This is a genomic window from Hymenobacter sp. GOD-10R (genome assembly GCF_035609205.1).
In the GTDB taxonomy this organism is placed as follows: domain Bacteria; phylum Bacteroidota; class Bacteroidia; order Cytophagales; family Hymenobacteraceae; genus Hymenobacter.
The window spans coordinates 6,629,782-6,656,481 of the sequence record NZ_CP141184.1; the positions used below are offsets into that span (position 1 = coordinate 6,629,782).

Sequence of the window (26,700 nt, forward strand, 5' to 3'; positions counted from 1 at the left end):
TTGCATACTTCACGGCGGGGCCATTTCGCTCCAGCCGCTTTGCTGTTTTCTTACCCACCCCATGGCACATTCCCGTTTTCTGGCTGCGGCGCTTCTGTTCGTCGGCGGCTTGGCTAGCGCCCAAACTGCTCCCAACGAATGGGAGAACCCGCAGGCCGTTGATGAGCACAAGGAGAAGGCCCGCGCCAGCTTCATGCTGTTTGAGCGCCCCACCGACGTAGCAGCCGACGACTACGCCCGCTCGCCCTACTACCAGTCGCTCAACGGCACCTGGAAGTTCAACTACGTGCCGCGCCCCGCCGAGCGACCGATGGATTTCTTCCAACCTAGCTTTTCGGATGCGGCTTGGAAGAGCATCGCCGTGCCGTCGAACTGGGAGATTCAGGGCTTCGGCACGCCGATTTACACCAACGTCACCTACCCATTTCCGAAAAACGCCCCATTCATCGACGGGCGCGACAACCCAGTGGGCACGTATCGGCGCTCGTTTACGGTGCCAGCCGGCTGGAACGGTCGCGAGGTGCTGCTGCACTTCGGCTCTATTTCGGGCTACGCGGTGGTGTATGTGAATGGGCAGCGCGTGGGCATGACCAAAGCGGCCAAGTCGCCGGCCGAATTCGACATCACGCAACACCTCAAATCCGGCGACAACCAACTGGCCGTGCAGGTATTTCGCTGGCACGACGGCAGTTACCTCGAAGATCAGGATTTCTGGCGCCTCTCCGGCATCGACCGCGACGTGTACCTAGCTTCGGTGCCTAAGCACACCATCTGGGACTTCTTCACCCACGCCGACCTCGACCCTAGCTACAAGAACGGCCAGTTCTCGGCTGACGTGACTATGCGCAGCTTTGCCGCAGCTCCTGCTGCGCAGCTGCTGGTAGAAGTGCTGGATCCCAGTGGTAAAACGGTATTGCGCCAGCAGCAAGCCGTGGCCGCGCCTACCACTGCCGGCAATCAGACGGTGAAGGTGAGCGGCAGCATCAAGAGCGTGCGCCCGTGGTCGGCCGAAATTCCGACGCTTTATCAGTGCCGCCTCACACTACAAGATGCTAAAGGGCAGCCGCTGGCCGTGACGGGTACCAAGATTGGTTTCCGCAAAGTAGAAATCAAGAATGCGCAGCTGATGGTGAACGGTCGCCCGGTGGAGGTACACGGCGTGAACCGCCACGAACTGGAGCCCACTACCGGCCGCGTGGTAACCGACGCCGGCATGCGCCGCGACTTGGAGCAGATGAAGCGCTTCAATATCAACGCCGTACGTACCAGCCACTACCCCAACGATGAGCGTTGGTATAAGCTCTGCGACGAGCTAGGTTTCTACCTCGTGGACGAAGCCAACATTGAGACCCACGGCTACGGAGCCGAGTGGCAGGGCGGGTTCGACAAAACCAAGCACCCCGCTTACCGCCCCGAGTGGGCCGCCGCCCACCTCGACCGCATCGAGCGGCTGCTGGAGCGCGACAAGAACCACGCATCAGTTATTATCTGGAGCATGGGCAACGAGTGCGGCAACGGCCCCGTGTTTCACGACGCTTACAAGTGGCTGAAGCAGCGCGACCCAAGCCGCCCCGTGCAGTTTGAGCAAGCTGGCGAAGACGTGGACACCGACATCGTATGCCCCATGTATCCGGGCATGGAATCGATGAAGCGCTACGCCAACGCCACCGACAAAACCCGCCCCTACATTATGTGCGAGTATTCGCACGCCATGGGCAACAGTAACGGCAACTTTCAGGAATACTGGGACTTGATTCGCAGCAAACCGCACATGCAAGGCGGCTTCATCTGGGACTGGGTCGATCAGGGCATTCAAACGCAGACTGCTGATGGCCGCCCCTTCTTCGCCTACGGCGGCGACCTAGGAGGTTACTACCTGCAAAACGACGAGAACTTCTGCGCCAACGGTCTGGTAGCCGCCGACCGCACGCCGCACCCCGGCTTGTACGAGGTGAAGAAGGTGTACCAAGACATTCGCTTCAGCGCTGCTAAGCCTGCTGAGGGCCGCGTAACAGTTGTCAACGGCTTCTCCTTCAAAGACCTGGATGGCTACAACTTCCACTGGGAGCTGCTGCGCAACGGCACCGTGGCCAAAGCAGGCACCTTTGCCGTGGGTAAGCTAGCTGCTGGTCAGCAGAAAGAGGTGAAGCTAGCCTTACCGGCCATGAAGTCGGAGCCCGGCGCGGAGTACGTGCTGAACGTGTTTGCCTTAACTAAAGCCGCGGCGCCACTGCTGCCCGCTGGCCACGAAGTAGCCCGTGAACAGTTTGTGCTCACGCCAGCGGCCTCGTATTTTGCCGCTGCCCCAGCTAGCGCCAACTCCTTACAAGTGAAGCGCGAAGGCGACAAACTCACGTTCACCGCCGGCGATGTGCGCGGCGAGTTCAACACCAAACAAGGCCGCCTCACCGATTACCGTCTGCGCGACCAGTGGGTGGTGGGCAGCTACCCCGAGCCGTACTTCTGGCGCGCCCCCACCGACAACGACTTCGGCAGCGGCATGCCCCAGAGCCTAGGTGCTTGGCGCACGGCCCACGCCGCCCGCAAAGTGCAGCGCGTGACGGTTGGTGAGCAATCGACCGCGGGCCTGCCCATCAAGGTGGAATACACGCTGACCGACATCGACACGCCTTACACCGTGGACTACCTCATTGGCCCCGACGGCGCAGTGCGCGTGACGGCCACCATCGACCTGACAGGCAAGAGCTTGCCCGAATTGCCTCGCTTCGGCATGCGCATGGAGTTGCCGCGCCGCTTCAACCGCATTCAGTACTACGGTCGCGGCCCGTGGGAAAACTACCAGGACCGCAACTCGGCCGCCTTCCTAGGCACCTACCAAGATTCGGTAAACGGACAGTTTACGCGCAACTACATCCGGCCCCAGGAAAACGGCTACCGCACCGACGTGCGCTGGATGACCCTGACCAACGACGCAGGCCTAGGTCTGCGGGTGGAGGGCCAGCAGCCGCTGAGCTTCAGCGCCTTGCCCTTCCACTCCGAAGACCTTGACCCCGGCCTAACCAAGAAGCAGCAGCACCCCACCGATATCAAGATGCGCGGCGGCGTGACCCTGCACGTCGACCTGAAGCAGCGCGGCGTGGGTGGCGACAACAGCTGGGGAGCCCTCCCCCACGAGCAGTATCGCCTGCTCGATAAGAAGTATAGCTACAGCTACACCTTGCGTCTAATCGGCGATAAGCAGGCGCCAACCGTAGGCTCAACAACGGGACAGTAAGGATTAAAGCCTTTCTTTGGGGTACATCCGAAGAAAGGCTTTTCACCATAGCTGACTGATGAACTACTCCCTGATTTCGAAGGCATTATTGGGTCTGGTGGTAGGCTGCTGCGTTAGCCAACTCAGTAGGGCCCAGCGCATGCCCGTTGAGCCGCTTACGCCGGTGCAGCCGCACTTGCAGCTCCCTCAACCTCGCCCTAGCCTGGAGCATTCCGACTGGCAATCGGGTGTGCAGCTTCCTGCTAGTGCTACGATGCAGGCGGCTTTTCCTTCCTCTGGCGTAACGCAGGCAGCTACTTCACGGCCTCAGCCGCTTTATCTCTTAGAGGGTGAGCTAATCATTGCGCCAGATTTCTCAGGCATTCAGCCCAATGACATTGAAAAGCTGATGGTGTACAGGGATAAGAATGCCCCGCGACAGTGGCGTGACTTGGCCACAAATGGCATTATCGATATCACGCTCAAGCAAAAAAGGAAACTAAAGAGTCGCTCACTTGCGGACCTAGGTAAAGGGTTAGGGTTAGCAGGCCCAATCACTTACAATCTGAACGACATGCCGGTAGCAGACCCTAGCTTGCGCATCGCCGTGGATGCTATCGGAGAAATTAAGGTAACGCGAGCCGATGCGGTCGGCGGCACCATCGTGCTGGCTATCAGCGTCAGGCCGCCCAAACCTAACCCACCGCACCCACCCGGTACCATCATGCTGCGGGGAATGGCTCTCAACTAGCCTTTCAACTTCCTACCGGCTCGCGGCTGCGCCGAAGAACCTAGGTCATTCTTGCGTTATCATAAACTCATCCCACCCTTTCTGAGCTAGCGAATGGAGACACAAGTAGTGGCCGAACCCCAAACAACGGCGCTAGGTACCAAACCACATTACGCCATTCTTGATGGCCTCCGGGGCGTTGCGGCCCTCACGGTAGTGATCTTTCACCTCTGCGAGGCGCACGCCACCAGCCACCTCGACCAGATTATCAACCACGGCTACCTAGCCGTCGACTTCTTCTTTCTGCTGTCCGGCTTTGTCATTGGCTATGCCTACGACGACCGCTGGCACAAGCTGACGGTGAAGGACTTCTTCAAAGCGCGGCTCGTCCGGTTGCAGCCGATGGTGGTGCTTGGCATGATCGTCGGGGCGGTGTGCTTCTACTTTCAGGATTCGGCGTTGTGGCCCACCATCCACGAGGTGCCCCTTTGGAAGATGCTGCTGGTCATGGTCATTGGGTTTACCCTGATTCCAGTTCCTATCTCGATGGACATTCGGGGCTGGCAGGAAATGCACCCGCTCGATGGGCCCGGCTGGTCGTTGTTCTTCGAGTACATCGCCAACATCCTGTATGCGCTCGGCGTCCGGAAGTTCTCCAACACGGCGCTTTCGGTGCTGGTCGTGCTAGCTGGCGCGGCCCTCATCCACTACGCCGTAACCAGCGCCACGGGAGACGTTATCGGGGGGTGGTCACTGGATGCTACCCAGCTGCGCATTGGCTTTACCCGCATGATGTTCCCGTTTTTTGCCGGGCTGCTGCTTTCGCGGGTAGTTACCCTAGGCTACGTGAAGAACGCTTTTCTGTGGTGTAGCTTGTTGCTACTCTTGGTGTTGGCTTTCCCCCGCGTAGGTGGCGCTCAGAACTTGTGGCTGAATGGCTTGTACGATTCGCTGAGTATCATCCTAGCTTTCCCCCTGATTGTCTGGATAGGAGCTAGCGGAAAGATAGCCGGTGCGGGCGCCGCCCGACTCTGCAAGTTCTTCGGCGACATTTCGTACCCCATCTACATCACGCACTACCCGCTTATCTACATCTACACGGGCTGGGTGAGCAACCATAAAACGCCGCTTCAGCAGGCATGGCCCGTGGCCTTGCTCACGTTCGTGGCCGCCGTGGTGCTCGCCTACGTCTGCCTGAAGTTCTACGATGAACCCGTGAGGCGCTGGTTGAAACGGAAGGTACTCGCCAGGCCATAATCCTACGTCAGCCTCTGCGCCGCTCTGCGAAATCCTCTGCGTACCTCTGCGGGAACCCGCTATCAAACCACCATGCTAAAGTATTCCTCCTGTCTACTGGGCCTGTTACTCGGCGGCCTTCTTCTCACCGAACCCGCTCACGCCCAAACGCCGGTGGGCCTAGGTTGGGCGAAGAATAACGTCAACGGGGCTGTGTTCCGCAAGAACTCGGTAGTGACGCACCAGAAGGAGCAGTACACGGCGTACTACGACTCTACGGGCTACGTGGTATTGGCTAAGCGCCACTTGCCGGCCGGGGCGTGGCAGGCGCAACGCACGCAGTATCAGGGCCATGTAAAGGACGCCCACAACGTCATCAGCCTGATGGTGGACGGGACTGGCTACCTTCATCTGTCGTTTGACCACCACGGCAACCCACTGCACTACTGCCGCAGCAAAGCCCCTGGCTCTCTGGAGCTAGGTCCGTTGCAGCCGATGGTAGGCGAGCGGGAGCAGAACGTGACGTACCCCGAATTCCATCGTTTCCCGAGCGGCGACCTGCTGTTTCTCTACCGCGATGGCAGCTCGGGCAGCGGCAACCTAGTCTTGAACCGCTACAGCCCCAAAACTCAGAAATGGAGCCGTTTACACGATGTACTCATCGATGGCGAAGGGCAGCGCAATGCCTACTGGCAGGCGTGCATCGACCCAAAGGGCGCCATTCATGTGTCGTGGGTGTGGCGCGAGTCGCCGAACGTAGCTTCCAACCACGACATGGCCTACGCCCGTTCGGTTGACGGTGGTAAGACTTGGCAGAAAAGCACCGGCGAAACCTACCAGCTACCCATCACGGAGAAGACCGCCGAGTACGCCGCCCGCATTCCGCAGAACAGCGAGCTGATCAACCAAACCTCTATCACCACCGACGCGGCGGGCACCCCGTACATTGCCACGTACTGGCGGCCGCAAGGCACGCAAGTGCCGCAATATCAGCTTATTTACCTCGACGGCAAGCAGTGGCGCACAACGCAGGTGTCGCAGCGCACCACACCCTTTAGCCTGAGCGGCGCCGGCACCAAGAAGATTCCGATTTCGCGCCCGCAGCTGCTAGTCGCCACGCAAAAAGGCAAGACCGGTGCCTACCTCCTATTCCGGGACGCCGAGCGCCAAGACCGTGCTTCGGTAGCGCAGTGCTCAGATCTGAAGCAGAACCGGTGGACGATGACAAACCTGACCACCACCAGCGTCGGCAACTGGGAACCTAGCTACGACACCGAGCGCTGGAAGAACGAGGGCGTGCTGAGCCTGTTTGTGCAGCGCACCGGCCAAGGTGACGGTGAAACGCTGGAGAACCTAGCACCGCAGCCCGTGTACATTCTGGAGTGGAAACCAACGGGCAAACCACAGCCGGCTACTGGTTTTGTGGCCCCGCCGGCCCCGGCCACTACCCTCAGTCGCCCGCCAGCCAATGCACTGGCTTCCACGGCTCCTGCGCCAGCCGCAGAGTGGAAGCTGGTGTGGGCCGACGAGTTCAACACTGACGGCCGCCCCGACCCGAAGAACTGGCAATTTGAAAACGGCTTCGTGCGCAACCGCGAGCTGCAATGGTACCAGCCCGACAATGCACGCTGCGAAAACGGGATGCTCGTCATTGAAGCGCGCAAAGAGCAACGGCCTAACCCAAACTACCGGGCGGGAAGCACCGATTGGAAAACCAGCCGCCCCACCATCGACTACACCGCCGCCAGCCTGAACACCCGCGACCGGCACTCGTGGCAGTACGGCCGCTTCGAGATGCGCGGGCGCATTGATACGAGCCCCGGTTTGTGGCCGGCTTTCTGGACCCTAGGCGTAGCGAAGCCGTGGCCTTCGAATGGCGAAATCGACATTATGGAGTTCTACAAAGGCAAGGTGCTAGCCAACGTAGCCTCGGGCACCGCTAAACCTTACACGGCCAAGTGGCACAGCGAAACTAAAGCGCTAACCACCTTCGCGGACCCGGAGTGGAGCAAGAAATTTCACGTGTGGCGCATGGATTGGGACGCCGAAGCCATCCGCCTCTACCTCGACGATCAGTTGCTGAACGAAACTCCGCTGAGCCAGACTGTGAACCAGGACGGCACAGGCTTCAACCCCATGATGCAGCCCCACTACGTTTTGCTGAACCTAGCTTTGGGCGGCGACAACGGCGGGCCTTTGGGCGATACGAGCTTCCCCAACCGCTATGAGGTCGACTATGTGCGGGTGTACCAGCGCTAGCTAGTAGCTAGCTTCTCTCAAAAGGCCAACTCCAAGCAGGTGGTTGCAACGCGCTTGGCAAGTTGTTTAGCGAGCGGTGCGAGTGCCAGTAGTCAGACTGTCAATGGGCACTAAGCGCTTTCCGCGCAGTACTCCCCGTTCATATTGCTCAACTCCAATATACTGACCATTAGGGCTAAATACCTTCCAGGTACCAAACCAGTAGAAGTGTATTTTATCCCCCTCATCGACAATGCGCGCTTGGCCACTACGCCATTTGTGACCATTGGGGTGGTACTCAGTAACCGAGATGAGTCCATACGGTCGACGGGCAAACCGTTCCATTCGCTCAACGACTCCTGTGGGGCCGTAATAGCGCCAGCGACCCGCGTAGAGTCCGTGCTGATAGCGGCCACGGGCTAGGTACCGGCTATTCTTTGCGTCGTAATAGGCGGGCCATGGCCCATGCTGACGCAGCTGTTTATCATAGCGCTGCTCCGACCAAAAGCCAATCGGTCCGTGCCGCTTCACAGCAGCACAAGCCCCAAGCGTCATTAGCAAAGCAAGACAGAATACATAGCGGCTCATCGCAGGTGAATATAGCTTTTTTCGCAGCACCGAAGGCAGCTATGTACGGGTGAGCGCAGGTAGCTTTTCAGCTTACCCTAAAACAGCACAACGCTTCCGCACTACTTATTTGGTTAGGTAGTACAGAGGCGTTGTTGTTGAGAACGCTGCGTAAAAAAGAAGCTACGGCTTCGCGGGCGTGGTAACCATCAAGGCCGTGTTGTCGGCTACATCAGAAGCGGGAGCAACCGGATTGACCAAGTGCGTCGCAATGATACCTAGGCTCACGAACAAGCCTAAAACTAGTAGGCCTAGTAGGCCAAACGTTAGCTTATTGCTAGCGGAGGAAGGATCCTGCGCGACCGAGCGACGCTTCCGACGGGAAACGTAGGGGCGGGTTGAGGTAGGCGTGTGAGCAGACATAGGGTGGGTAGTAGGCAAATAGGACGCCAAATACACAAAATAAATCTCCTATGAGTTCCCGGCATTATCCAATACGGTTTATAATTACCCTATTTGTAACTGCACACAATAATTTGCTATTTTTTGAGTTTTATCCCGAATGATCAGGCTGTAACGTCCAATTATCGAATTTCAAAAGCTGAGCCTTTACCTGTTAAGACCTCGTCCGAAAGTACCACTCAGATAATACGCAGGAGCTCATCTAGCAGCTCACGCGAATTGCTGAGGCGTGGCACCTTGTGCTGACCACCTAGCTTGCCTTTGGCCGCCATCCAGCGTTCGAAGGTGCCGGCGGGCGCTATGGTGAGCAAAGGGGGCGCCAGGGCAATGTCGCGGTGGCGTTTGGCGTCGTAGTCGGAGTTGAGGTGGCGCAGGGTTTGGTCGAGCACGTCGGCGAAGGCGTCGGCATCGTGGGGAGGTTGGGTGAACTCCACCACCCATTGGTGGCCGCCACGCGAATGGTCGGAGGCTTCGAAGTAGATGGGCGCCGCGGTAAAGTCGCGCACTGTGGTTTGGGTGGCCTGACACGCCGCCGCTACGGCCGCTTCCGCATTCTCAATGACGACCTCTTCGCCAAAGGCGTTCAGGAAGTGCTTCGTGCGACCCGCAATCCGGATGCGGTACGGAGCTAGGCTCGTGAAGCGAATGGTGTCGCCAATTTTGTAACGCCACAGTCCGGCATTGGTACTGATAACCAGAGCATACTTCTTATGTAACTCTACCTGCTCCAAGGTCAACGTTTGCGGGTGCTCAGCGTCGAACTGATCGGCGGGGATGAACTCGTAGTACACGCCGTGGTCGACCAGCAACAGCAGGTCCTCCGACTCGGGTTGGTCTTGCAGGGCAAAGTAGCCTTCCGAGGCGTTGTAGATTTCGAGGTAGCGCATCCGCTCATCGGGAATGAGCTGCCGAAATAGCTCTCGGTAAGGGCCGAAGGCCACCGCCCCGTGCAGAAACAAGCGCAGATTAGGCCACACTTCCGTGATATCCTGGGCACCAGCTAGCTCCGTCACGCGGCGCAGCAGCACGATCATCCAGGTGGGTACTCCCGCTAGGATGGTTACGTCCACGTGCTGCACGTGGCGGGCAATGCGCTCAATCTTCTCCTCCCATTCGTCGAGCAAAGCTAGCTCCAGGGGGGGCGTGCGGATGAACTCAGCCCACGTGGGCAGGTTCTGCATGATGATGGCCGACACATCTCCCACATGAGAATCGGCGTCGTGCAGGCGAAACGGGTTCGGGCCGTGTGTGCCCCCCAGCGAAAGAGTTTTACCGCTCAGAATGCGCTCTTCCGGGTACAGGTGCGTGGCCAGGGCCGTCATGTCGCGCCCGGCCCGGTAGTGACACTCTTGCAGCGACTCCCGCGTAACGGGGATGTACTTGCTGCGGGCATTGGTGGTTCCCGACGATTTGGAGAACCACTGCACCTTACCGGGCCAAAGCACGTCGGCTTCGCCCTGCAGCACCCGCTCGATGTGCGGGTAAAGCTGTTCGTAGGTAGCGCAAGGCACACGCTGGGCAAACTCGCGCGCGCTCAGCCCGTCGGCGTAGCCATAGCGGCTTCCCCACTCCGTGGTCTGGGCCGTGTGCAACAACGAACGCAACACAGCTGCCTGCGCCTCGTGCGGATTGTCGCGAAACTGATCGATGTCGCTCAACCGCCGCTGCACAGCCCAGCTCAGTACTTCATGTATCATTGATCATGTATCATTGATCAGCCAGCCGTTATACTTGATCAACTACGAGTTGTAGCAGTCTGCGCTACCAGATCAACTCTGATAACTGATCAAGGACAAGGGTTAACTGATAGCCGGTTTAGCTCGCTTCAGCTCGAAGTTCTTACCTAGGTACACGCGGCGCACTACTTCGTCGGCAGCTAGCTCTTCGGCCGTGCCGGCTTTCAGGAGCTTTCCTTCAAAGAGTAGGTACGCCCGGTCGACGATGCTCAGCGTGGAGTTTACGTCGTGGTCGGTGATGAGGATACCGATGTTTTTGTGCTTGAGCTTAGCTACAATGCCCTGAATCTCTTCCGTAGCAATGGGGTCGACGCCGGCGAAAGGCTCATCCAGAAGCACGAATTTCGGGTCAACGGCTAGGGCGCGCGCAATTTCGGTGCGGCGTCGCTCGCCCCCGCTCAGCACCCGCCCTAGGTTTTTGCGCACGTGCGTGAGGCTGAATTCATTGAGCAGCTCTTCGGTTTTGTCAAGCTGCTCCTTTTTCGAGAGCTTGGTCATTTGCAGCACCGCCAAGATGTTTTCCTCCACCGTCAGGTCGCGAAAGACGGAGGCTTCCTGGGCTAGGTAGCCCACCCCACGCTGTGCCCGTTGGTAGATGGGCAGGCGGGTAATTTCCTCGTTATCAAGGAAAATGCGCCCCTCATTAGGCTTCACCATGCCCACCATCATGTAGAAACAGGTGGTTTTGCCGGCACCGTTCGGTCCTAGCAGCCCTACGATTTCGCCCTGCTCTACCGTCACCGACATGTCGTTGACTACGGTACGCGCTTTGTATTTCTTGATCAGGTGTTCGGCTCTCAGAATCATTGTACCGGTAAAGGTAAGGGGTTAAAAGAGTTGGGCAGTATAGCATGATCCTACGACTCCACCATCAACTAGCAGTATCGTTGCATGAGGCAAGTTCGGGCTCCCAGCCAGGCCGTTGATACCAACGCCCTTAAGGCTAACGACATTCGGTGTTCAAACGGTATTGTTCAACGAGAATGATACTACGACACACGAACTCGCTTGCCATTTCCGGTTTAGTTAGCGCCGTGTCATGTGCTTGCTGTGCTTGTGCTCTTTCTGCACAAACTCGGTGGGACGGCAGTGCACGAGCTGGGCGAAGGTATTGCTGAACGCCGATAGGCTATTATAACCCACGCTGTAGGCTATTTCGCTGATATTCTTGCTGGTTTGCAGCATCTGCTCCATGGCGGAGATGATGCGACACAGCTTCAGGTACTGCACAAACGATAAGCTCATGCGCTGCTGAAAGAGCCGCGACAAGTTGCGCGTGCTGAAGCCAAACTGCCGCGCCACGGCCGATAGCTCCAGCGGCTCTCCTAGGTTTTCGTGCAAGTAAGCCAGCACCGGTTGCAGGCGCTCGTCGTCGGTGGTGGGCAGCACGATGGGGAGCGGGTGCTGGCTGATTTGGGGCAGCAGCATCTTCAGCGTTTGCAGAAACAAGTACTGGTCGTGGTCATCGGGGCAGATGTGACCGTCCCATCTTTCCGTGAACAGCAGCATCTCGTAGAGCAGCGTCGTGACGGGGTAAATGCCCATCACGCTGTAGAATGGGTGGGCTAGGTCGTCATCAACCGCGAAGCACAGGCTATGCAACAGATGCTGAGGGGACTGTACAAACACGCGGTGTTCCATGAGCGGCGGAATCCAGACGTAGTGGCGGGCCGGAATGAAGTACGTCTTGGTGGGCGCGTACAAGTAAGCTAGCCCCTCTTCCACGTACACAAACTGCCCCTTTTGGTGATAATGCATGGGGTAGTTGTGCTCGGTGCGGGCATGCTGTACGAACATGCACGCCGGCAGACTATCGATGTCGATGTTCTGTTGGAGAAACTGTGTGGCAGTGAGCATAGAAAAACGGATGGCCGATTTGAGCAAATCTATGGCGAATTAGAAAAAGCGCCACACAGCAAGCTATTTTATCTTTGCTGCGTATAAAAAAACATGGAAATGATCTATCGAAGTCGAGCCTGGATTTTAATAGTAACTATCTCGACAGTAATAGCTTACCAAGCTCAAGCACAGGCAAATTTACAAGCTCAACTAGTACTTACTTTAGATAAGGCTTGGCAGCAAGCCGAAGCCTACAACAAAGAGGTTCAGCTACAGCAGCAGCAAGTTGTTATCAGTCAAGAGCTTGTAAAAGATCGGCAAACTGAGCGGCTACCACGCGTGATGACCCGTGGGGAGTACACCTACCTAGGTGCCTTGTACGGCTACGAACCCAAGAAGTGGCTGAGCAACCCTGAGTCGGTGCCGGTGCCGCCTAGCCCGCACGTGTACAGCGCGGCCCTTCGCACCGAGTGGGACGTGTACACTGGCGGGCGCATCAAAAACCAGATCGAAACGCAGGCGGTGAATGCCGAGCTAGAAGGACAGCGCCTCAGCCTGACGCGGGAAGATATCCGGCTGCGGGTGGCGCAGGTGTACCTCGACCTGAAGCGCAATCTCGTGTACCGCGGCCTCACCCAGGGCAACATCACCGAGTCGGAGCGGCGGCTGCGCCAAATTCAGTCGCTGTATAAAAACGGCGTAGTGCTGCGCAGCGACGTGCTGCGGGCCGAGCTGCAAACCTCGCGGCAGCAACTGCTGCTCACCGAAATCAACAACAACATTACCCTCGCCAACCAGCGCCTCAACATCCTGATGGGTGCGCCCGAAGAGCAGCCCAACGCGCCAGCCGAAGACATTCTGCCGGCTACAGCCCTGCTTACTGGGTCCTACGAAGACTACGTGCGCCAAGCGCAAGGACAGGCGCCGGAGCTGCGGGTGGCGGGCTTACAGACGCGCCTCAGCCAGCTCCGACTAGAAGGCACCGAGGTGATTCGGCGGCCGCAGGTGGGCATGTTTGCGGGCTATAGCTACAACTTTCCCAACCGCCTGACCTTCCCCTTCGTGCCGCAGATTTACAGCTTCGGGGAGGTGGGTGTGCGGGTGGCGTACAACATCACGGGGCGCTACTACGACCGCCACGCGGAAAGAGCGGCCGAGCTAGGGTTGGAGCGCCAAAAGCTAGCCGAGCAAAACGTGCTCGACCAGAAGCGGCAGGAAGTGAAGACGGCGTACGTGCGCTTTCAGGAAACGCTGGAGCGCATTCGCATTGCGCAGCAGAATATTCAGCAAGCTTCGGAAAACTACCGCATCGTGAACAGCACCTATTTCAATCAGCTAGCCCTGCTCACCGATTTGCTCGACGCTGATAACCAGCTGCTTCAGTCGCGCTTCGACCTCATCACGGCGCAGGTGCAGGCCGCTACGCAATACTATCAACTCCAAAAGGCCCTCGGCACTCTATAAGGTATCCGTATTATGGCAACTACAGCAACGAAGACCGACAACTCGAAGCGGGCCGACCGGGTCATTGCGCGCATTACCACTTGGCTGGCGGGCTTGCTGCTCGTGGCGCTGCTGGTGTGGGGCGGCATCATGGGCTGGCGCCTACTGCAGTACGAAGAAACCAACGACGCGCAGGTGGAGGAATACATCAACCCCATCAATAGCAAGGTCACGGGCTACATCCGCAAGATCAAGTACCAGGAAAACCAGGCCGTGAAGGCAGGCGACACGCTCGTCATTATCGACGACCGTGACTACCAACTCCCGGTCGCCGAAGCCGAAGCCGCGCTAGCCAACACCCAGGCCCAACTAGAGGTGCTCGGCAGCAACGTACAAACGTCGCAGCGCACCTCCCAGGCGAGTCAGGCGCAAATTGGGGCGGCTCGCGCCCGCCTGGAAGAGCAGCAGAAAGAATACAACCGCTACCGGCAGCTGCTGGCCGATGAGGCCGTGACGCGTCAACAGTTTGAGCGCATTGAAACGGCCCTGCAAGTAGCCCGCTCCGACTACCAGGCCCTGCAAGGCAACTACGCCACCACGTTGTCGCGGGTGGGCGAGGTGCGCGCCCAGCGGCCGGTGCTGCTAGCCGAGCTGAAGCGCCGCCAAGTGGCCTTACAGAAAGCCCAGCTCGACCTTTCCTACACCATCATTACGGCGCCCTACAATGGCAAGATGGGCCGCCAGACCATTCAGGAAGGCCAGCTTATTCAGGCCGGCCAACCCCTAGCCTACATCGTGAACGAAGACGCGGGTAAGTGGGTGACGGCCAACTTCAAGGAGACGCAGCTGCGCAACATGCATGTGGGCCAACCCGTGCAAATCAAGACCGATGCGTACCCTGGGGAAGTGTTCAACGGGCGCATCGAATCCTTGTCGCCGGCTACCGGAGCTAGGTTTTCCCTGCTGCCTCCCGACAACGCCACCGGCAACTTCATCAAGGTGACGCAGCGCATTCCGGTACGCATTCAGCTCACCGACAAGCCCGAGAAAACCCAGCAGCTCGCCGCCGGCATGAACGCCCTCGTGACGGTGGAAAAGTAGGGCAGCCGCATGGAAGAATCCCAACCTATTTTCAAGAAGTGGGCGCCCGAATGGTTTGTGCGGGTGGTCCTTTTTATGGCTCTGCTGCCCTCGTTTGCGCCGCTGGGCTTGTACGCTAGCTTCTCCACGTACGCGGCCGGGTACTACGGCATCGAGCCCGCCGATGTGCAGTTTTCCATCCTGGCTTACTACGCGGGGCTGGTGTCCTTTTTTCCCTTTGACCCTAGGTTGTCCAGCTATCTGCTTTCGCGCCAGTATTTTATCCTGAGCGTGTCGCTGCTGGTATTCGTGACGTGGCTCTGCTCGCTGGTACACGAGCTGCCTATTTTCTTGTTTTTGCGCTTTGTGCAAGGCGTGATTGGTGCCACCGTTGGCAGCCCCTGTCTCACCCTCATCTTCTCCCGCCTTGATACCTCCCGGGCGCGGGCCATGGGTTACACAGTATTCTACGGCGCGCTGCTTACTTCAGGACCCGTCAGCACGGCGCTGGCGGGCATGGTGCTGGAAGTTTTTCCTTTCCCCACGCTTTATCAGATCTACATCCTGATTCAGCTGCCCGGCGCCTTGCTGTTGATCTTGGTGCTGAACAACGTGCGGTTGAAGAAACGTATTCCGCTCTACCAGCTGGAGTGGCCTAGCTTTGTGTTCTTCGCCGTCACGCTGCTTTCGCTGGGCTACTTGGTATCGTACGGGCAGAAGCTGTATTGGCTGGAAGACAATACCATCCGGCTTGCCTTGGTGACGGCGCTAGTGTTCGGAGCGTGTTTCGTGCTGCGCCAGCTGCACCTGAAGCGGCCGTACATCAACTTATCGGTGCTGAGCTACCGCAACTTTCGGATTGGCCTAGGGCTGTTCCTGCTTTTCTATCTGTTCCGCGGCACAACGGGCATTGCGACGGCTTACTTCGCGGGCGTACTACGCCTAGACGGCTGGCACCTAGCCGCGTTGCAAGTACCTACACTACTGGGCATTGGCATTGGCATGAGCCTAACGGTGCGCTTCGTGCTGCTCAACTATCCTCTGCGCCCCATCTGGTTGATAGGCTTTACCTTGCTGCTGGTGTATCACGTGTGGATGTATTTCCTGTTCGGGCCTTCGCAGGGACCGGCCGTGTTTGTGATGCCGCTGTTTCTGCAAGGGCTTGGGGTCGGTACGCTGATGGTGCCCATCACGGTGTTTACGCTGTCGTCGTTGCCGCCGGCTATTAGCCTCTCGGGGTCGTACACGGCGGTTACGGCGCGCTACTTAGGGTTTATCAGCTCCATTGCGCTGGTCAACTTCTTTCAACTGTATTGGCGCACCGAGAACATCAACCGCTTGGCGCAGGAAGTGCTGCCGGGTACTAGTCAGTTGGCCACGCGCTTGCAAGGCTACCAGCAAAGCCTCCACAGCAAAGGCATGGACCTAGGTTCGGCGCAGCGCGTGGCGACGCGCTTGCTGGCAAATTCTTTGGAAACGCAAAGCCAGCTGCGCTATTCCATGAGCTACTACGGCATGGTGAGCGTGGCCATTGTGCTGCTGTTGCTGCTGATTGTGGTGCTGCCGCCTGTCCGCCAAAAGGTGCTCACCTTCCGGCAACGGCCCTTGTAAGGACGTATCACGGCGCGTTCCGACGGCAACGAGTGAAAACGTTGGAGTAGGAGCTACGTTAACACAAGCTCACCTAGCTTTCTTCTTATGGCTTCTATCTCTCCTGCTTTCTCTCTTTGGACTTCGCGGATGCTGAGCGTTTTGCGCATTACCGCGGGCTTTTTGTTCATGCAACACGGCATGCAGAAGCTGTTTAACTTCCCAGCCGGTGGTCACAGTGCTGAGCTGTTTTCAATGATGGGTCTGGCGGGCGTCCTGGAGTTTGTGGGCGGCTTGCTGCTGATCTTTGGTTTGTTTACGCGGCCGGTAGCGTTCATCTTGTCGGGCCTGATGGCGGTGGCGTATTTCATGGCACATGCCCCGCAAGGCCCGCTTCCGATCGTGAACCAAGGCGAACTAGCGGTGCTCTATTGCTTTATTTTTCTCTTCTTGGCCGTGGCCGGTGCCGGTGACTGGAGCCTGGATGCGTGGCGCCAGCGCCTAGCTGCCAGGCGGTAGCTAGGTAGCCGTAGCGCAGAACAGATTTCCGTATTTCTACCTTGCTATAGCTCCCTGACCTAGGTTGCCCTTGCATTAAGTAGCTATTAAGTGAATGAGGTATTGACGAGTCTAGAATTACATTTAGGCTATTCTTTCACCTCATCATCTTACTGTTATTTATGTTGTTGAAGCAGCTATTGCTACCGAGTACTCTACTCTTTTTACCCCTAACCCTTTCCGCTCAAACCGTAACCGACCCCGCCCAAGCCACCGCTGCCCGCGACTCGCTGTTCAACCAAGCTACACTCGTCCGCCAGCAGATCGAGCAGAAAAGTACCCAGCCTCCTACCAAAGCCCCTCGGAAAGGCGCTTACCGCATCATTGCCAAGGGTTATTACGTTCCGAGTGCAGGTACAAAAGGCAGTTCTTCGCTAGCTTGGAAGCACAAGCTGATCTACCGCTATGATGGAACCCGAATCGAACTCTACACTGCTTATTTGGTAAGCGGGAAAGAGGTGCTTGAGGAGCGGCGCAATAACGGAGAACTCACATGGCTCAAGTTGCAGAACTATCAAACTCCTGCTCATACGTCTATAGACCTTCCGACCTGGCGCTCCAGTGGTACCTACGCAGCCAAGAACTACGTGTGGTGGAATAGCAAAAGCTACCTGCTGCCCAACCGTTTAGTGAAGCCGTAAGCCCGCAGGCAGCCTGCCCCAAAGACCACACCGGTTCCGGTTAGGTAGTGTTCAACTACCCAGCCGGAACCGGTTTTGGTTAGCAGATTCTACGCTTCAGCTTGCCGCTGGAGCTTGGTTAGCCTTCTTTTGCTGCGACCGTATAACGGCTGCCGCTCCCTAGTCCGGAGCTTGCCCTAACCTCATTACGCCACAGCCAACACATGATTGAAGCAGTCAAATTCTGGAACGAACCAAACAACAAATCACACTGGGCTTTCGAGATTGATCCGGAATGGCGGATATTCGGCGAGATGGTAAGGCTGGCGGCCCAAGCCGTGAAGGCCGAGAAACCCGATATTTTGCGCGTGCTAGGTGGCATCTCTCCCATCGATCCAACCTTTATCAAACGCCTAGAAGGCTATGGGGCGCTCCAAGATTTGGATGCCATTGCCATTCACGGCTTTCCGCTCGACTGGAACCTGTGGCTGATTGACGAGTGGCCCGATAAAATTGCAGAAATCAAAACGGCAACCGATCTACCTATTTGGGTGACGGAAGTTGGCGCCTCAAGCTTTGGCGCTGAGGAAGTACAGGAGTTTGGCTTGCGCCGCACGGCCGAGTTGCTGATGGGCAAAGCCCAGCGCCTTTTCTGGTACAGTCTCTACGATCTGCCGCGCACGTGGGAGGCCACCACGCGCCACCGCGAAGCCGAGGGTTCCTCGTACTACCGCCACTTCCACATGGGACTGTTGCGCGAGGATGGTACGCCGAAGCTAGCCTGCAAGCATTTCTCCGACTTCACGCCTGAGTTTGGCATCTGTCAGTGGTTCCACTACGAAGATCCTCGCCTCGACGACGCGGTAGACTGGCTCCGCAAGCTAGGAGTGAAAAAGCTGCGCACCGGCCTGAGCTGGGCCGACTGGCTGCGCCCCGACGCCCACAAGTGGTTCGACCACGTGATGAAGAAGCTAGACGAGTTCGACGTAACGGCCACCTTCTGTTTCACGCCGGAGTCGAAAGGCGTGCAGCCCCACCACACCAGCCCACCCCAGCATATTGAAGAATTTGCCGATTTCTGTGTGGAAATGATGCGCCGCTACGCATAGGCCTGTAGCGCGAACCGAAGGCAAATATTAGCCAAGCTCCCGCTTTGCACCTCGTTGGACGATTGACACCTAGGTCGTTCAACGTTTGACGTTCAACGAGGCGCGAAGCGGGAGCTTCGCGCTACACCGTTCTATTATCTCTTACTATGAGTCCCGACATTCAGGAAGACGCGCCCGATTTGTGGCTGCGCTACATGCTGAGCGGCGAGTTTGAAAAAGCGTGGCAGAAGACGGATAAGGACCTAGCTGCTCGCGCCGGTAAGCCCTGTTGGCACCTGCCGCGGCACTTCCAATACATCTGGGACGGAGGCTCGCTCGCGGGCAAGCGCGTGCTGGTGCGCTGCTACCACGGTCTCGGCGACACGATACAGTTTATCCGCTACATGCCCCTGCTAAAAGCTGTTGCGGCGGAGGTAATAGTGTGGGCGCAGCAAGAGCTACTACCGCTCCTGCAAACCGTACAGGGCATCGATCAGCTGCTACCGCTGCACGACGGCACACCCGAGGTAGCGTACGATGTAGATGTGGAAATCATGGAGCTTCCGCACATCTTCCGCACGACCCCAGAAACCATTCCGAACACGATTCCTTACCTGCACGCGGCACCTAGGTTCCTTGCATCCGACCCAGAACAACTCGCCGTTGGCCTCGTGTGGAAAGCCGGTGATTGGGATGGTCGCCGCTCCGTTTCGTTTGCCTTGCTGGCGCCGCTGGCGCGGGTGCCGGGCGTTCAGCTTTTTATTCTGCAAGGCGATGCTGAGCAAGCCGGATGGCAGCAAGGCCTAGGCACTAACCCCGGCGCGCTTAGCTTGTCCGAGTACGCCCGCGTCGTCCGGGGCCTCGACCTTCTGATTACCGTCGACTCGATGCCCGCGCACCTAGCGGGTGCCCTCGGCGTACCCGTCTGGACGCTGCTGCACGCCGAGGCTGACTGGCGCTGGATGCAGCACCGCACCGATAGCCCCTGGTACCCAGCCATGCGCCTCTTCCGCCAACCACAAGCGGGCGATTGGCAGAGCGTAGCAAGCCAAGTACAGGCCGCCCTAGCACAACTTAGCCAGCGCGAGAAAACCTAGGTTCGATTACGAGTTGGGTTACACGGCCTAGGTTTAGTTGAGGAAGCTTGCGCGTAAACTCTATATAGCACTCGTAAAACTTACTATGACATTGATAATCTTCGACATAATTATCCTTTAGCTCAACAGTAGGGTAAGCCTCGTACCTTAGTGGCTACGTACGGCTTTACTCCTTCTCGCATGCCTGATGCCCCTGTGCCGGTACTACCGGACGACGACCTAGCTTCTGCGGGGTTGGCGGAAGTACTACTTAATGTATCCTTAACAGGCACCATGCTCCTGCGGCCACTCTACGATGCCCAGAGAAAGGAGATTATTGATTTGGCATGGGTACGGCTCAACCCAACTGCTCAGCGCATATTGCGGCTGCCTGAGTGCCCCGCTGAGTCGTTTCTGACGCTCTTTCCCACCGCGCAGGAGACTGGCGTGTTCCGCTTTTACCGCGATGCGTTCCTCTCCGGGCAACTGGAGCGGCGCCAGAACCTGTACCAGCACGATGGGCTCGACGGCTACTACACGCTGATTGCCCAGCGCTGCCAGGAACTATTGGTCGTCAACTTCTCCGATGCCAACGACCAGCCTCGCACCGCCATCGAGGAGGCGCTGCGGGCAAGCCAGGCCCAGGAGCAAACCGCCCGTGCCGAAGCTGAAGCTCGCGCCGCCGCGGGCCGCGCCGACCTGGTGCGAGTGCTGGAGGATGCGCCGGTGGCCGTGGCTCTGTTTCAAGGGCCTGAATACCTTATTACTTACGCCAACCAGGAAATGGCCCGTATTTGGGGTCGGCCGCTGGAGCAGGTGCTAGACCAGCTAGTCTTTACGGCCCTGCCGGAAATAGCGCACCAAGGGTTTGAGAAAATCTTTGCGGACGTGCTTACCCATGGCAAGTCGTACGTTTTCAATGAGGCCCCAGTCACTATTAACCGGGCTGAAACGGGTCGCCCGAACCTAGGTTATTTCAACCTTGTGTACCGACCCCAATACGACACGCTGGGCCAAATTATCGGCATAGCCACGCTCGCCGTGGAAGTGACCGAGCAGGTACTAGCCCGCCAGCAGCTCGAACAGATCAACCAGGAGTTGGAGGCTCGTGTGCAGCGGCGCACGCAGGCCTTACAAGAAGCACACGCCGCTACGGAGCGCGAGCGGGAGCAGCTTTACCAAGTGTTTGAGCAGACGCCGGTAGCCATTGCCATCATGCGCGGCACCAATCTGCGGGTGGAGCTAGCAAACCCAGCCGTGGCCGCTATCTGGGGGCGGGAGCCCGCGCAGGTGCTAGGTCGGCCCTACTTCGAGGCTGTGCCTGATACCGCCGGGCAAGGCTTCGAGCAAATTCTCTCGGGAGTGCTGACCACGGGCGAAGCGTTTGCCGTGACGGAAGCGCCCGTTACGCTGGATCGTGCGCACACGGGGCAGCCCAGCCAGGCATACGTCAACTTCACGTTTCAGCCCTTGCGCGATGCCGTCGGCGACACGGTGGGCTTGGTCGCCAGTGGCGTCGAAGTAACCGAGCAGGTGTTAGCGCGCCAGCAGCTGGAGCACCTGAACCAAGAACTGGAAGCCCGCGTGCAGCAGCGTACCTACGAGATGCAGCTAGCCCAGGCGCAAGCCGAGCGCGAACGTAATCAATGGCTGGCCTTGATCAACCAAGCGCCAGTGGCCATTGGTTTGTTCGAAGGGCCTGAGTTACGCATCACGGCCGCGAACCACCTGCTGAGTGCCATGTGGGGTCGCCAGCAAGCCGAGGTGCTAAACCGTCCGTTGCTAGAAGCTGTGCCGGAGCTGCAAGGGCAGAATTTCGAGAACCTTATGCATCAAGTGCGCGAAGATCAGGTGCCTTTTGTAGGCAATGAAGTTCCGGCGCAAATGCTACGTGATGGGCGCTTGATGACTAGTTACTACAACTTCGTTTATCAGCCCCTTCTCGATGCACAGGGAAGCATGATTGGCGTAGTGGACCTAGCCATTGAAGTGACCGAGCAGGTGTTAGCGCGCCGGCAGCTAGAGCAACTGAACCAAGAGCTAGAAGCCCGCGTGCAGCAGCGCACTTACGAGGTGCAACAGCAAAGCCACCGCCTACAGCGCCTAATAGCCGAAGCCCCTGCTGCCATTGCGGTGCTAGGTGGGTCGGAACTCGTGTTTGAGCTTCTTAATGAAGAATATCAAGCACTGTTTCCTAACCGCATCTTGCAGGGACAACCCGTGCTAGTAGCCTTGCCGGAACTAGCCGGTAGCGCGCTGGACGACATATTGCGTGGGGTGTACGAAACAGGCGAGACCTTCGAAGGCCAAGAAGTGCTCATTCAGTTTGCCCGCCCCAGCGACGGAAAACTAGAAGACCGCTACTTCGATTTTATCTATCAGGCGCGCTACGATGCCGACGGTACCATTGATGGGCTCGTAATCTTTGGCTTCGAAGTGACAGAGCGCGTACAGAGCCGCCACCGCACGGAAACGCTGCAAGCGGCTATGTTGGCGGCCGTTCAGCGCCGGGCCCAAGAACGCGAGAACCTGTTCAACATCTTCGAAGGAGCTCCCATCGCCATTGCTTTGTTGCGAGATCCTAACCACCGCATCGAGTACCACAACCGTTTCTTTGAACAGCTATACCCTGGGGTAGATATGCGCGGCCGCACGGTAGCCGAAGTGTACCCCGAGCGAGCAACTCCAGAGATTATTAGCCGCCTAGATCGGGTATACCAAACCGGTGAAACGTACATCGGAACAGAGGAACTCCAAGCCGGCAGCTCGCCGGGTAGCATGCGCTACATCAATTTTACCTACCATGCTTACCGCGAAAATGAACAGATTGCTGGCGTCGCCACCTTCATTCAGGATGTGACAGAGCAAGTACTCGCCCGCCAGGATCGGCAGACCCAGCAACGGTTGGTAGAAGCCGTATTTGAGCAGTCGCCGACGGCTATTGTTGTGGTACGAGGGCCAGCCTATGTTATAGAAATCGTTAGTCCGTTGGCAGCGAGCCTGCTAGGCTACCCTCGCGAGCAGATGCTTGGGCGGCCATGTTTTGAGGCCGTGCCGGAGCTGGTTAGCCAAGGCTTCCCCGAATTTCTAGCTCAAGTTCTAGAGAGTGGGCAGACACTGGTGATGAAGGAACAGCCCGTCCGCTTGACCTATCATCAGCCCGACGAGGTGAGCTACTTGAGCTTTGTGTACCAGCCTTTGCGGGATGAACAGGGGTTGATAACCGCTATTGCGTGCGTCGGGAACGATGTGACCGCCCAAGTAGTGGCCCGCCAACAGGTGCAAAATCTAAACGAGGAGCTTGCCACCGTGAACCAAGAGCTGCATGCCAAAAATGAGGAGCTACTCAACAGCAACACGCGCTTGCTACGTACCAACGCCGACCTAGATACCTTCGTGTACTCGGCCTCGCACGATCTGAAGTCGCCCATCACCAACATTGAGGGGCTGCTGTTAGCCCTGCGTGAGCACCTCCCGGCCAATGCGCTGCAACATGAGCTGGTGGCAAAGCTCTTACGGCTCATGGACGGAGCAGTGAGCCGCTTTCAACAGACCCTAGATCACCTCACCGACGTCACGCGCCTGCAACAGGTTATGTTCGACCAGCCTGCCGAAGCTGTGGACCTAGCCACACTAATAGAGGACGTTCGGCTCGATATATTGCCCGAAATAACGGCCGCTAATGCCACGCTTCTCGTAGACCTAGCTGGCTGCCCAACGCTGCACTTCCCGCTCAAAAACCTACGCAGCATCTTATACAATTTGCTCAGCAATGCCATCAAATACCGCGTTCCGGGTCGCCCAGTTGTGGTGCACGTGCGCTGCCGCCAAACCACACCCAGCCACATGGTACTGGAGGTGCAGGACAATGGGCTAGGCCTGACGGAGCCGCAGCAGGGCGAATTATTTCGCCTATTCCGCCGCTTGCACGACCACGTGTCGGGCTCGGGCGTGGGGCTGTACATGGTCAAAAAAATGATAGACAACGCAGGCGGCACCCTCACAGTAGACAGCCAAGTGGGGGTGGGCTCTACCTTCACCGTCACGCTGCCAACCGCTCACTCGCCCGAATTCTAATTACTTGGCATCGCCGCTTATGAAAAAACTCTCCAGTATTCTCTTGGTCGACGACGACTCGACTAATAATTTTTTAAACGAATTATTACTCAACAAGCTAGGGGTAGCTGAACGCATCTTGATTGCTGAAAATGGCACTCAAGCCCTTTCCTTGCTTGAGCATACAAAAGACCCCAGCGAGCCGGCCCTTATCCTGCTAGACGTGAACATGCCGGGCCTGACTGGTATTCAGTTCTTGGAAGCGTACCGGCAGCTCCCCCGTGCCCAGCGCAATGCCACGGTTATTATTATGCTCACCACCACCATGGATGCTCGCGACCTAGTACGACTTGACGAGTTGAACGTGGCCGGCCTGGTGAGCAAACCCCTGACCCAGGAGAAGATAGAAACGCTTCTACAATTGCATTTTCAACGAAGCTTACCAGTTGGCAACTAGCGCTTAACCTAGACTAATAACACGCCTATCCTACACTTTTCGCAGTCCTGCAAGCCGCTTCCGCATTTCGCTGATGTTGCCTTGGTGGTAGGCTAAACCGTGGTAAATAGATAGTACCATCCGGGCCCAACCTAGGTATAGCTGTGGGCTCTTTAGCGCACGTGCTAGGCGAAAAACCTTGTGGCTACCTTGCGTAATGAAGTTGCGCATGCGGTAAATCAGCTTGCGTTCCTTGGTCTGCGTTGTCGCATCCGGAGCGACGCGCTTGCGGGGGCGCACGCCGCGCTTGCGCCAGGTGAGCCGATAGGCTAGGCCTTCGCGCCGCTGCCGGAAACCGGCAGCTTGGGTCTGCTCCACAAATTTGGCATCGACGGTTTCCAGGTGCAAGCGGCCTGCTTGAATGGCGCTTTCGACTAGTTGCTCGACCAGAGGTGAGCGAACGACCACCACGTTGGTGCCACGGCCATCCGAGGAATACGGCTCCACCCAGGCATCACCGAAGGAGATATCGGAGGTTTCGGCCACCACATCGTCGCAGAAGTTACAGGCCGAGTTCATGTAGAAGCCGGCGCCCCAGTCGCCGTCGGCGAGGTTCCACCAGTCACGATTGGCACTGCTGCCGTCGCGCAAGGTGAGTTTGGCGTTGTACCAGTTGGCGGGGCGATCCGGCAGCTTCTGGCGGTACTCCACGCGCTCCACTTCCTTGAATGGCACGTTCAGTTGCCAGGCAAAGCTTTCCACAAAGCGGGCACTTTTCATGTGGCCGCAAAACAGACCTAGGGTGAACTGAATCCGCTCCCGGAAAATTGCGTCTTCCTGTCGCAGCAGCTGCACCGCCTTAATAAAGCACGGAATTCCGACCACCGCGTAGCGCCCCGGCACCTCCCGAATGGTGTTCAGGATTTCAGCCATTTCAATCGGGTAGTACCGCGACTTGGCGCCCTCGTTGATTTCGGCTTCGGTACGGGAGATGCGGTAGCGAAAGTAACGGCCGTCGCTTTGCGGATCTTGGGTCGCTACCACGTGCGCCACGCCGTCGATTAGGCCTTTGCGCAGCAGCTCCATTGCCACCCAGCTCACCATGCCACCCGAGCTGCCCTGCATGCGAAACTCTTCTTCGGCCACGTAGCCTACGTAGGCCGTTTGGAAGCTTCCCAGCGCCGCGTCGCGGTGCGCGGGCGCGGGAAATAGCTCGGCCGCCAGCTGGTCTTCGTTGCGGGCGCCAGGCGAGAAGGGACAGGTACGCGTAAAGGCCTCCGAATCGTGGCGAAACCACGACGATGGACCTTCGGGTTTGAGCTGTCCGTAGGCGTCGAACGCCATATGCGTATCCGCCGACCTAGCTTGCGCCACGCAGCTTCCACACCCAATGCACAACCCGGAACGAACGATGTCTTTCGGACTTAGTAGCTCCTTCATGCGGGTTGTAGCTCTTTAAGCGTCAGCGCCCGATCGAGGTAGGCGTTGGACGTTTGGCGCAGTGCGTCAATCTTTTGCAGAATCTCCGGGCTCACGGGTTCGCTCAGGCGGGCAGCGTACACCTCGGTCGGCGTGCCTTCCGGTAACAGGTGCTTTTCGCCGCCAATTTTTGCCATGAGGCCTTGGAGTTTGAACTGGCGGTACGGCGTGGTTTCGCAGACGAACGGCCGAGCATTGCGCAAGGCGAACACGCAGCCGTGAAAGAAGTTGGTCGCCACGGCTTGGGCCTGCGCCATAAACTGCGCAAAGTCGTGCGGGTCGGCGGTTAGCCACTGCTCGTCGACCCAGTCGTTGCGATAGCCAATGCTGATGAGCGGTAACTGCTGGCGTTCGGCCCACTGCCGAATTTCGCGGGTAAAGGACTCCGTGAAGTTGTGGCCGTATACGGCCACGTAGGGCTGACCTAGCTTCTCGCTGTTGTCGCGCGGGTCGGGTGTAATCGGAAACTGTAGGCACGGGTCGAGCACCATTTCCGGCACGAAGCCCAAGGCATTGTTGATGATAGCCTGCGAGTTGGCGTCGCGCACCGAAATCATATCAAAGTTGCGCAGCTTTTCGGCCCAGGCAGGATCTAGGCCCCAGGTAGCATCGTAGTTGCCGAAGCTAGCGGCGTACGAAATCAGGCGCTGGGTCTTGAGGCCTTCGCCGTAAAACAACGGGCAGTGGCCAAACCATGGGTGTGTGAGATTCCAGACTTCGTCGCTGCCTACTACCACCAAGTCATACTCGTCCATCTCGGCCGGATTATCCAGGGAGAAGCGCGGCGACATGGGGAGTTCGTTGAACAGCGCGAAAAATTTCAAAATCTTTTCGCGGTACAGCGGGTAATCGGATTTTGGTACGGCCGTGGGCAACACCGGCTGAAAAGCGCAGGTCCATTCGGCTTGGTTCACGCGCGCCGAATCGTGGTCGAGGATGACGGCCTGATGGCCGCGGGCCTGTAGCCCTTCGACCAAGCAGCGGGCTTGCCAATAGCTGCCATAGTTAATGCAGCGGTGAAACGTTAAAACACCAATTTTTAAAGCAGTCTTCTTCGAATTAGCCAAGTTGCTTACTGATTAGAAGGCGGTTGTGGGAGGAGGCAGCACCTAGCATTGCGCTGAACAGGAGGCGTGTCAGTGCCCTTCGTACGCGGTGCCAGTTGGTATCGTTGCCAAGAGCAGAATGCCCCTTTTCGAGCAAGATAGGCGCTTCCGGTGGCCTGCGCAACGCTAGGTATTAGCAGGCTCAA

The 26,700-nt window shown here is 57.8% G+C and carries 20 protein-coding genes and 1 pseudogene; 14 read left to right on the forward strand and 7 right to left on the reverse strand.

Annotation, left to right across the window (positions count from 1 at the left end):
* Positions 1-61: 61 nt before the first annotated feature.
* The 5 genes and pseudogenes from SD425_RS26115 (at position 62) to SD425_RS30080 (ending at position 7,439) form a co-directional block, all read left to right on the forward strand.
* On the forward strand, positions 62-3,235 hold the full coding sequence (locus tag SD425_RS26115) for a glycoside hydrolase family 2 TIM barrel-domain containing protein (RefSeq protein ID WP_324673882.1): 3,174 nt from the start codon (positions 62-64) through the stop codon (positions 3,233-3,235).
* A gap of 58 nt (positions 3,236-3,293) precedes the next feature.
* Entirely contained in the window at positions 3,294-3,965 is a 672-nt protein-coding gene (locus tag SD425_RS26120; RefSeq protein WP_324673884.1) for a hypothetical protein, read from the forward strand.
* A gap of 93 nt (positions 3,966-4,058) precedes the next feature.
* Positions 4,059-5,201, forward strand: coding sequence for an acyltransferase (locus SD425_RS26125; protein ID WP_324673886.1), 1,143 nt, complete (start codon positions 4,059-4,061; stop codon positions 5,199-5,201).
* 72 nt (positions 5,202-5,273) lie between these two features.
* Positions 5,274-6,161, forward strand: a pseudogene (locus tag SD425_RS30075) (BNR repeat-containing protein); the annotation flags it as partial.
* 492 nt (positions 6,162-6,653) lie between these two features.
* A complete protein-coding gene (locus SD425_RS30080) occupies positions 6,654-7,439 on the forward strand; it encodes a family 16 glycosylhydrolase (protein ID WP_416381043.1) in 786 nt (261 codons plus the stop codon).
* A gap of 66 nt (positions 7,440-7,505) precedes the next feature.
* On the opposite strand, the gene SD425_RS26135 is transcribed toward SD425_RS30080, so the two are convergent.
* The 5 genes from SD425_RS26135 to SD425_RS26155 all read right to left on the reverse strand — a co-directional run bounded on the left by SD425_RS26135 (position 7,506) and on the right by SD425_RS26155 (position 12,040).
* On the reverse strand, positions 7,506-7,973 hold the full coding sequence (locus tag SD425_RS26135) for a hypothetical protein (RefSeq protein WP_324673891.1): 468 nt from the start codon (positions 7,971-7,973) through the stop codon (positions 7,506-7,508).
* A 195-nt stretch (positions 7,974-8,168) separates the two neighbouring features.
* On the reverse strand, positions 8,169-8,408 hold the full coding sequence (locus SD425_RS26140; protein WP_324673893.1) for a hypothetical protein: 240 nt from the start codon (positions 8,406-8,408) through the stop codon (positions 8,169-8,171).
* A gap of 218 nt (positions 8,409-8,626) precedes the next feature.
* Positions 8,627-10,144, reverse strand: a complete 1,518-nt coding sequence (locus SD425_RS26145; RefSeq protein ID WP_324673895.1) for a GH3 auxin-responsive promoter family protein — start codon at positions 10,142-10,144, stop codon at positions 8,627-8,629.
* 102 nt (positions 10,145-10,246) lie between these two features.
* On the reverse strand, positions 10,247-10,990 hold the full coding sequence (gene lptB / locus SD425_RS26150; RefSeq protein ID WP_324673897.1) for an LPS export ABC transporter ATP-binding protein: 744 nt from the start codon (positions 10,988-10,990) through the stop codon (positions 10,247-10,249).
* 219 nt (positions 10,991-11,209) lie between these two features.
* Positions 11,210-12,040: an AraC family transcriptional regulator gene (locus SD425_RS26155; protein WP_324673900.1), complete on the reverse strand. Its 831-nt coding sequence runs from the start codon at positions 12,038-12,040 to the stop codon at positions 11,210-11,212.
* A 99-nt stretch (positions 12,041-12,139) separates the two neighbouring features.
* Between SD425_RS26155 and SD425_RS26160 the strand changes: the two genes are divergently transcribed.
* The 9 genes from SD425_RS26160 to SD425_RS26200 all read left to right on the forward strand — a co-directional run bounded on the left by SD425_RS26160 (position 12,140) and on the right by SD425_RS26200 (position 23,990).
* Entirely contained in the window at positions 12,140-13,486 is a 1,347-nt protein-coding gene (locus SD425_RS26160; protein WP_324673902.1) for a TolC family protein, read from the forward strand.
* Between the two features lie 12 nt (positions 13,487-13,498).
* Positions 13,499-14,566, forward strand: coding sequence for an HlyD family secretion protein (locus SD425_RS26165; RefSeq protein ID WP_324673904.1), 1,068 nt, complete (start codon positions 13,499-13,501; stop codon positions 14,564-14,566).
* A 9-nt stretch (positions 14,567-14,575) separates the two neighbouring features.
* A complete protein-coding gene (locus SD425_RS26170; protein ID WP_324673906.1) occupies positions 14,576-16,156 on the forward strand; it encodes an MFS transporter in 1,581 nt (526 codons plus the stop codon).
* An 87-nt stretch (positions 16,157-16,243) separates the two neighbouring features.
* Positions 16,244-16,654, forward strand: coding sequence for a DoxX family protein (locus SD425_RS26175; RefSeq protein WP_324673909.1), 411 nt, complete (start codon positions 16,244-16,246; stop codon positions 16,652-16,654).
* A 161-nt stretch (positions 16,655-16,815) separates the two neighbouring features.
* Positions 16,816-17,334 (forward strand): hypothetical protein, encoded by a 519-nt coding sequence (locus SD425_RS26180; RefSeq protein WP_324673911.1) that lies wholly within the window; start codon positions 16,816-16,818, stop codon positions 17,332-17,334.
* Positions 17,335-17,537: 203 nt separating this feature from the next.
* Positions 17,538-18,422, forward strand: a complete 885-nt coding sequence (locus tag SD425_RS26185) for a hypothetical protein (protein WP_324673913.1) — start codon at positions 17,538-17,540, stop codon at positions 18,420-18,422.
* Between the two features lie 146 nt (positions 18,423-18,568).
* On the forward strand, positions 18,569-19,498 hold the full coding sequence (locus SD425_RS26190; RefSeq protein ID WP_324673915.1) for a glycosyltransferase family 9 protein: 930 nt from the start codon (positions 18,569-18,571) through the stop codon (positions 19,496-19,498).
* A 180-nt stretch (positions 19,499-19,678) separates the two neighbouring features.
* Entirely contained in the window at positions 19,679-23,554 is a 3,876-nt protein-coding gene (locus SD425_RS26195; protein WP_324673917.1) for a PAS domain-containing sensor histidine kinase, read from the forward strand.
* 19 nt (positions 23,555-23,573) lie between these two features.
* Positions 23,574-23,990, forward strand: a complete 417-nt coding sequence (locus tag SD425_RS26200; protein WP_324673919.1) for a response regulator — start codon at positions 23,574-23,576, stop codon at positions 23,988-23,990.
* 30 nt (positions 23,991-24,020) lie between these two features.
* Here SD425_RS26200 and SD425_RS26205 read toward each other — a convergent pair whose 3' ends face one another.
* Positions 24,021-25,409, reverse strand: a complete 1,389-nt coding sequence (locus tag SD425_RS26205; protein WP_324673921.1) for a Coenzyme F420 hydrogenase/dehydrogenase, beta subunit C-terminal domain — start codon at positions 25,407-25,409, stop codon at positions 24,021-24,023.
* Positions 25,406-26,425, reverse strand: coding sequence for a polysaccharide pyruvyl transferase family protein (locus tag SD425_RS26210; protein ID WP_324673923.1), 1,020 nt, complete (start codon positions 26,423-26,425; stop codon positions 25,406-25,408). The genes SD425_RS26205 and SD425_RS26210 overlap by 4 nt, the downstream gene beginning before the upstream one ends.
* Positions 26,426-26,700: the final 275 nt, after the last annotated feature.

Bases quoted from the DNA above. Each gene is read 5' to 3' on its own strand.
- SD425_RS26115 (WP_324673882.1), top strand. From the start codon at position 62: ATGGCACATTCCCGTTTTCTGGCTGCGGCGCTTCTGTTCGTCGGCGGC.
- SD425_RS26120 (WP_324673884.1), top strand. From the start codon at position 3,294: ATGAACTACTCCCTGATTTCGAAGGCATTATTGGGTCTGGTGGTAGGC.
- SD425_RS26125 (WP_324673886.1), top strand. From the start codon at position 4,059: ATGGAGACACAAGTAGTGGCCGAACCCCAAACAACGGCGCTAGGTACC.
- SD425_RS26135 (WP_324673891.1), bottom strand. From the start codon at position 7,973: ATGACGCTTGGGGCTTGTGCTGCTGTGAAGCGGCACGGACCGATTGGC.
- SD425_RS26140 (WP_324673893.1), bottom strand. From the start codon at position 8,408: ATGTCTGCTCACACGCCTACCTCAACCCGCCCCTACGTTTCCCGTCGG.
- SD425_RS26145 (WP_324673895.1), bottom strand. From the start codon at position 10,144: ATGATACATGAAGTACTGAGCTGGGCTGTGCAGCGGCGGTTGAGCGAC.
- lptB (WP_324673897.1), bottom strand. From the start codon at position 10,990: ATGATTCTGAGAGCCGAACACCTGATCAAGAAATACAAAGCGCGTACC.
- SD425_RS26155 (WP_324673900.1), bottom strand. From the start codon at position 12,040: ATGCTCACTGCCACACAGTTTCTCCAACAGAACATCGACATCGATAGT.
- SD425_RS26160 (WP_324673902.1), top strand. From the start codon at position 12,140: ATGATCTATCGAAGTCGAGCCTGGATTTTAATAGTAACTATCTCGACA.
- SD425_RS26165 (WP_324673904.1), top strand. From the start codon at position 13,499: ATGGCAACTACAGCAACGAAGACCGACAACTCGAAGCGGGCCGACCGG.
- SD425_RS26170 (WP_324673906.1), top strand. From the start codon at position 14,576: ATGGAAGAATCCCAACCTATTTTCAAGAAGTGGGCGCCCGAATGGTTT.
- SD425_RS26175 (WP_324673909.1), top strand. From the start codon at position 16,244: ATGGCTTCTATCTCTCCTGCTTTCTCTCTTTGGACTTCGCGGATGCTG.
- SD425_RS26180 (WP_324673911.1), top strand. From the start codon at position 16,816: ATGTTGTTGAAGCAGCTATTGCTACCGAGTACTCTACTCTTTTTACCC.
- SD425_RS26185 (WP_324673913.1), top strand. From the start codon at position 17,538: ATGATTGAAGCAGTCAAATTCTGGAACGAACCAAACAACAAATCACAC.
- SD425_RS26190 (WP_324673915.1), top strand. From the start codon at position 18,569: ATGAGTCCCGACATTCAGGAAGACGCGCCCGATTTGTGGCTGCGCTAC.
- SD425_RS26195 (WP_324673917.1), top strand. From the start codon at position 19,679: ATGCCTGATGCCCCTGTGCCGGTACTACCGGACGACGACCTAGCTTCT.
- SD425_RS26200 (WP_324673919.1), top strand. From the start codon at position 23,574: ATGAAAAAACTCTCCAGTATTCTCTTGGTCGACGACGACTCGACTAAT.
- SD425_RS26205 (WP_324673921.1), bottom strand. From the start codon at position 25,409: ATGAAGGAGCTACTAAGTCCGAAAGACATCGTTCGTTCCGGGTTGTGC.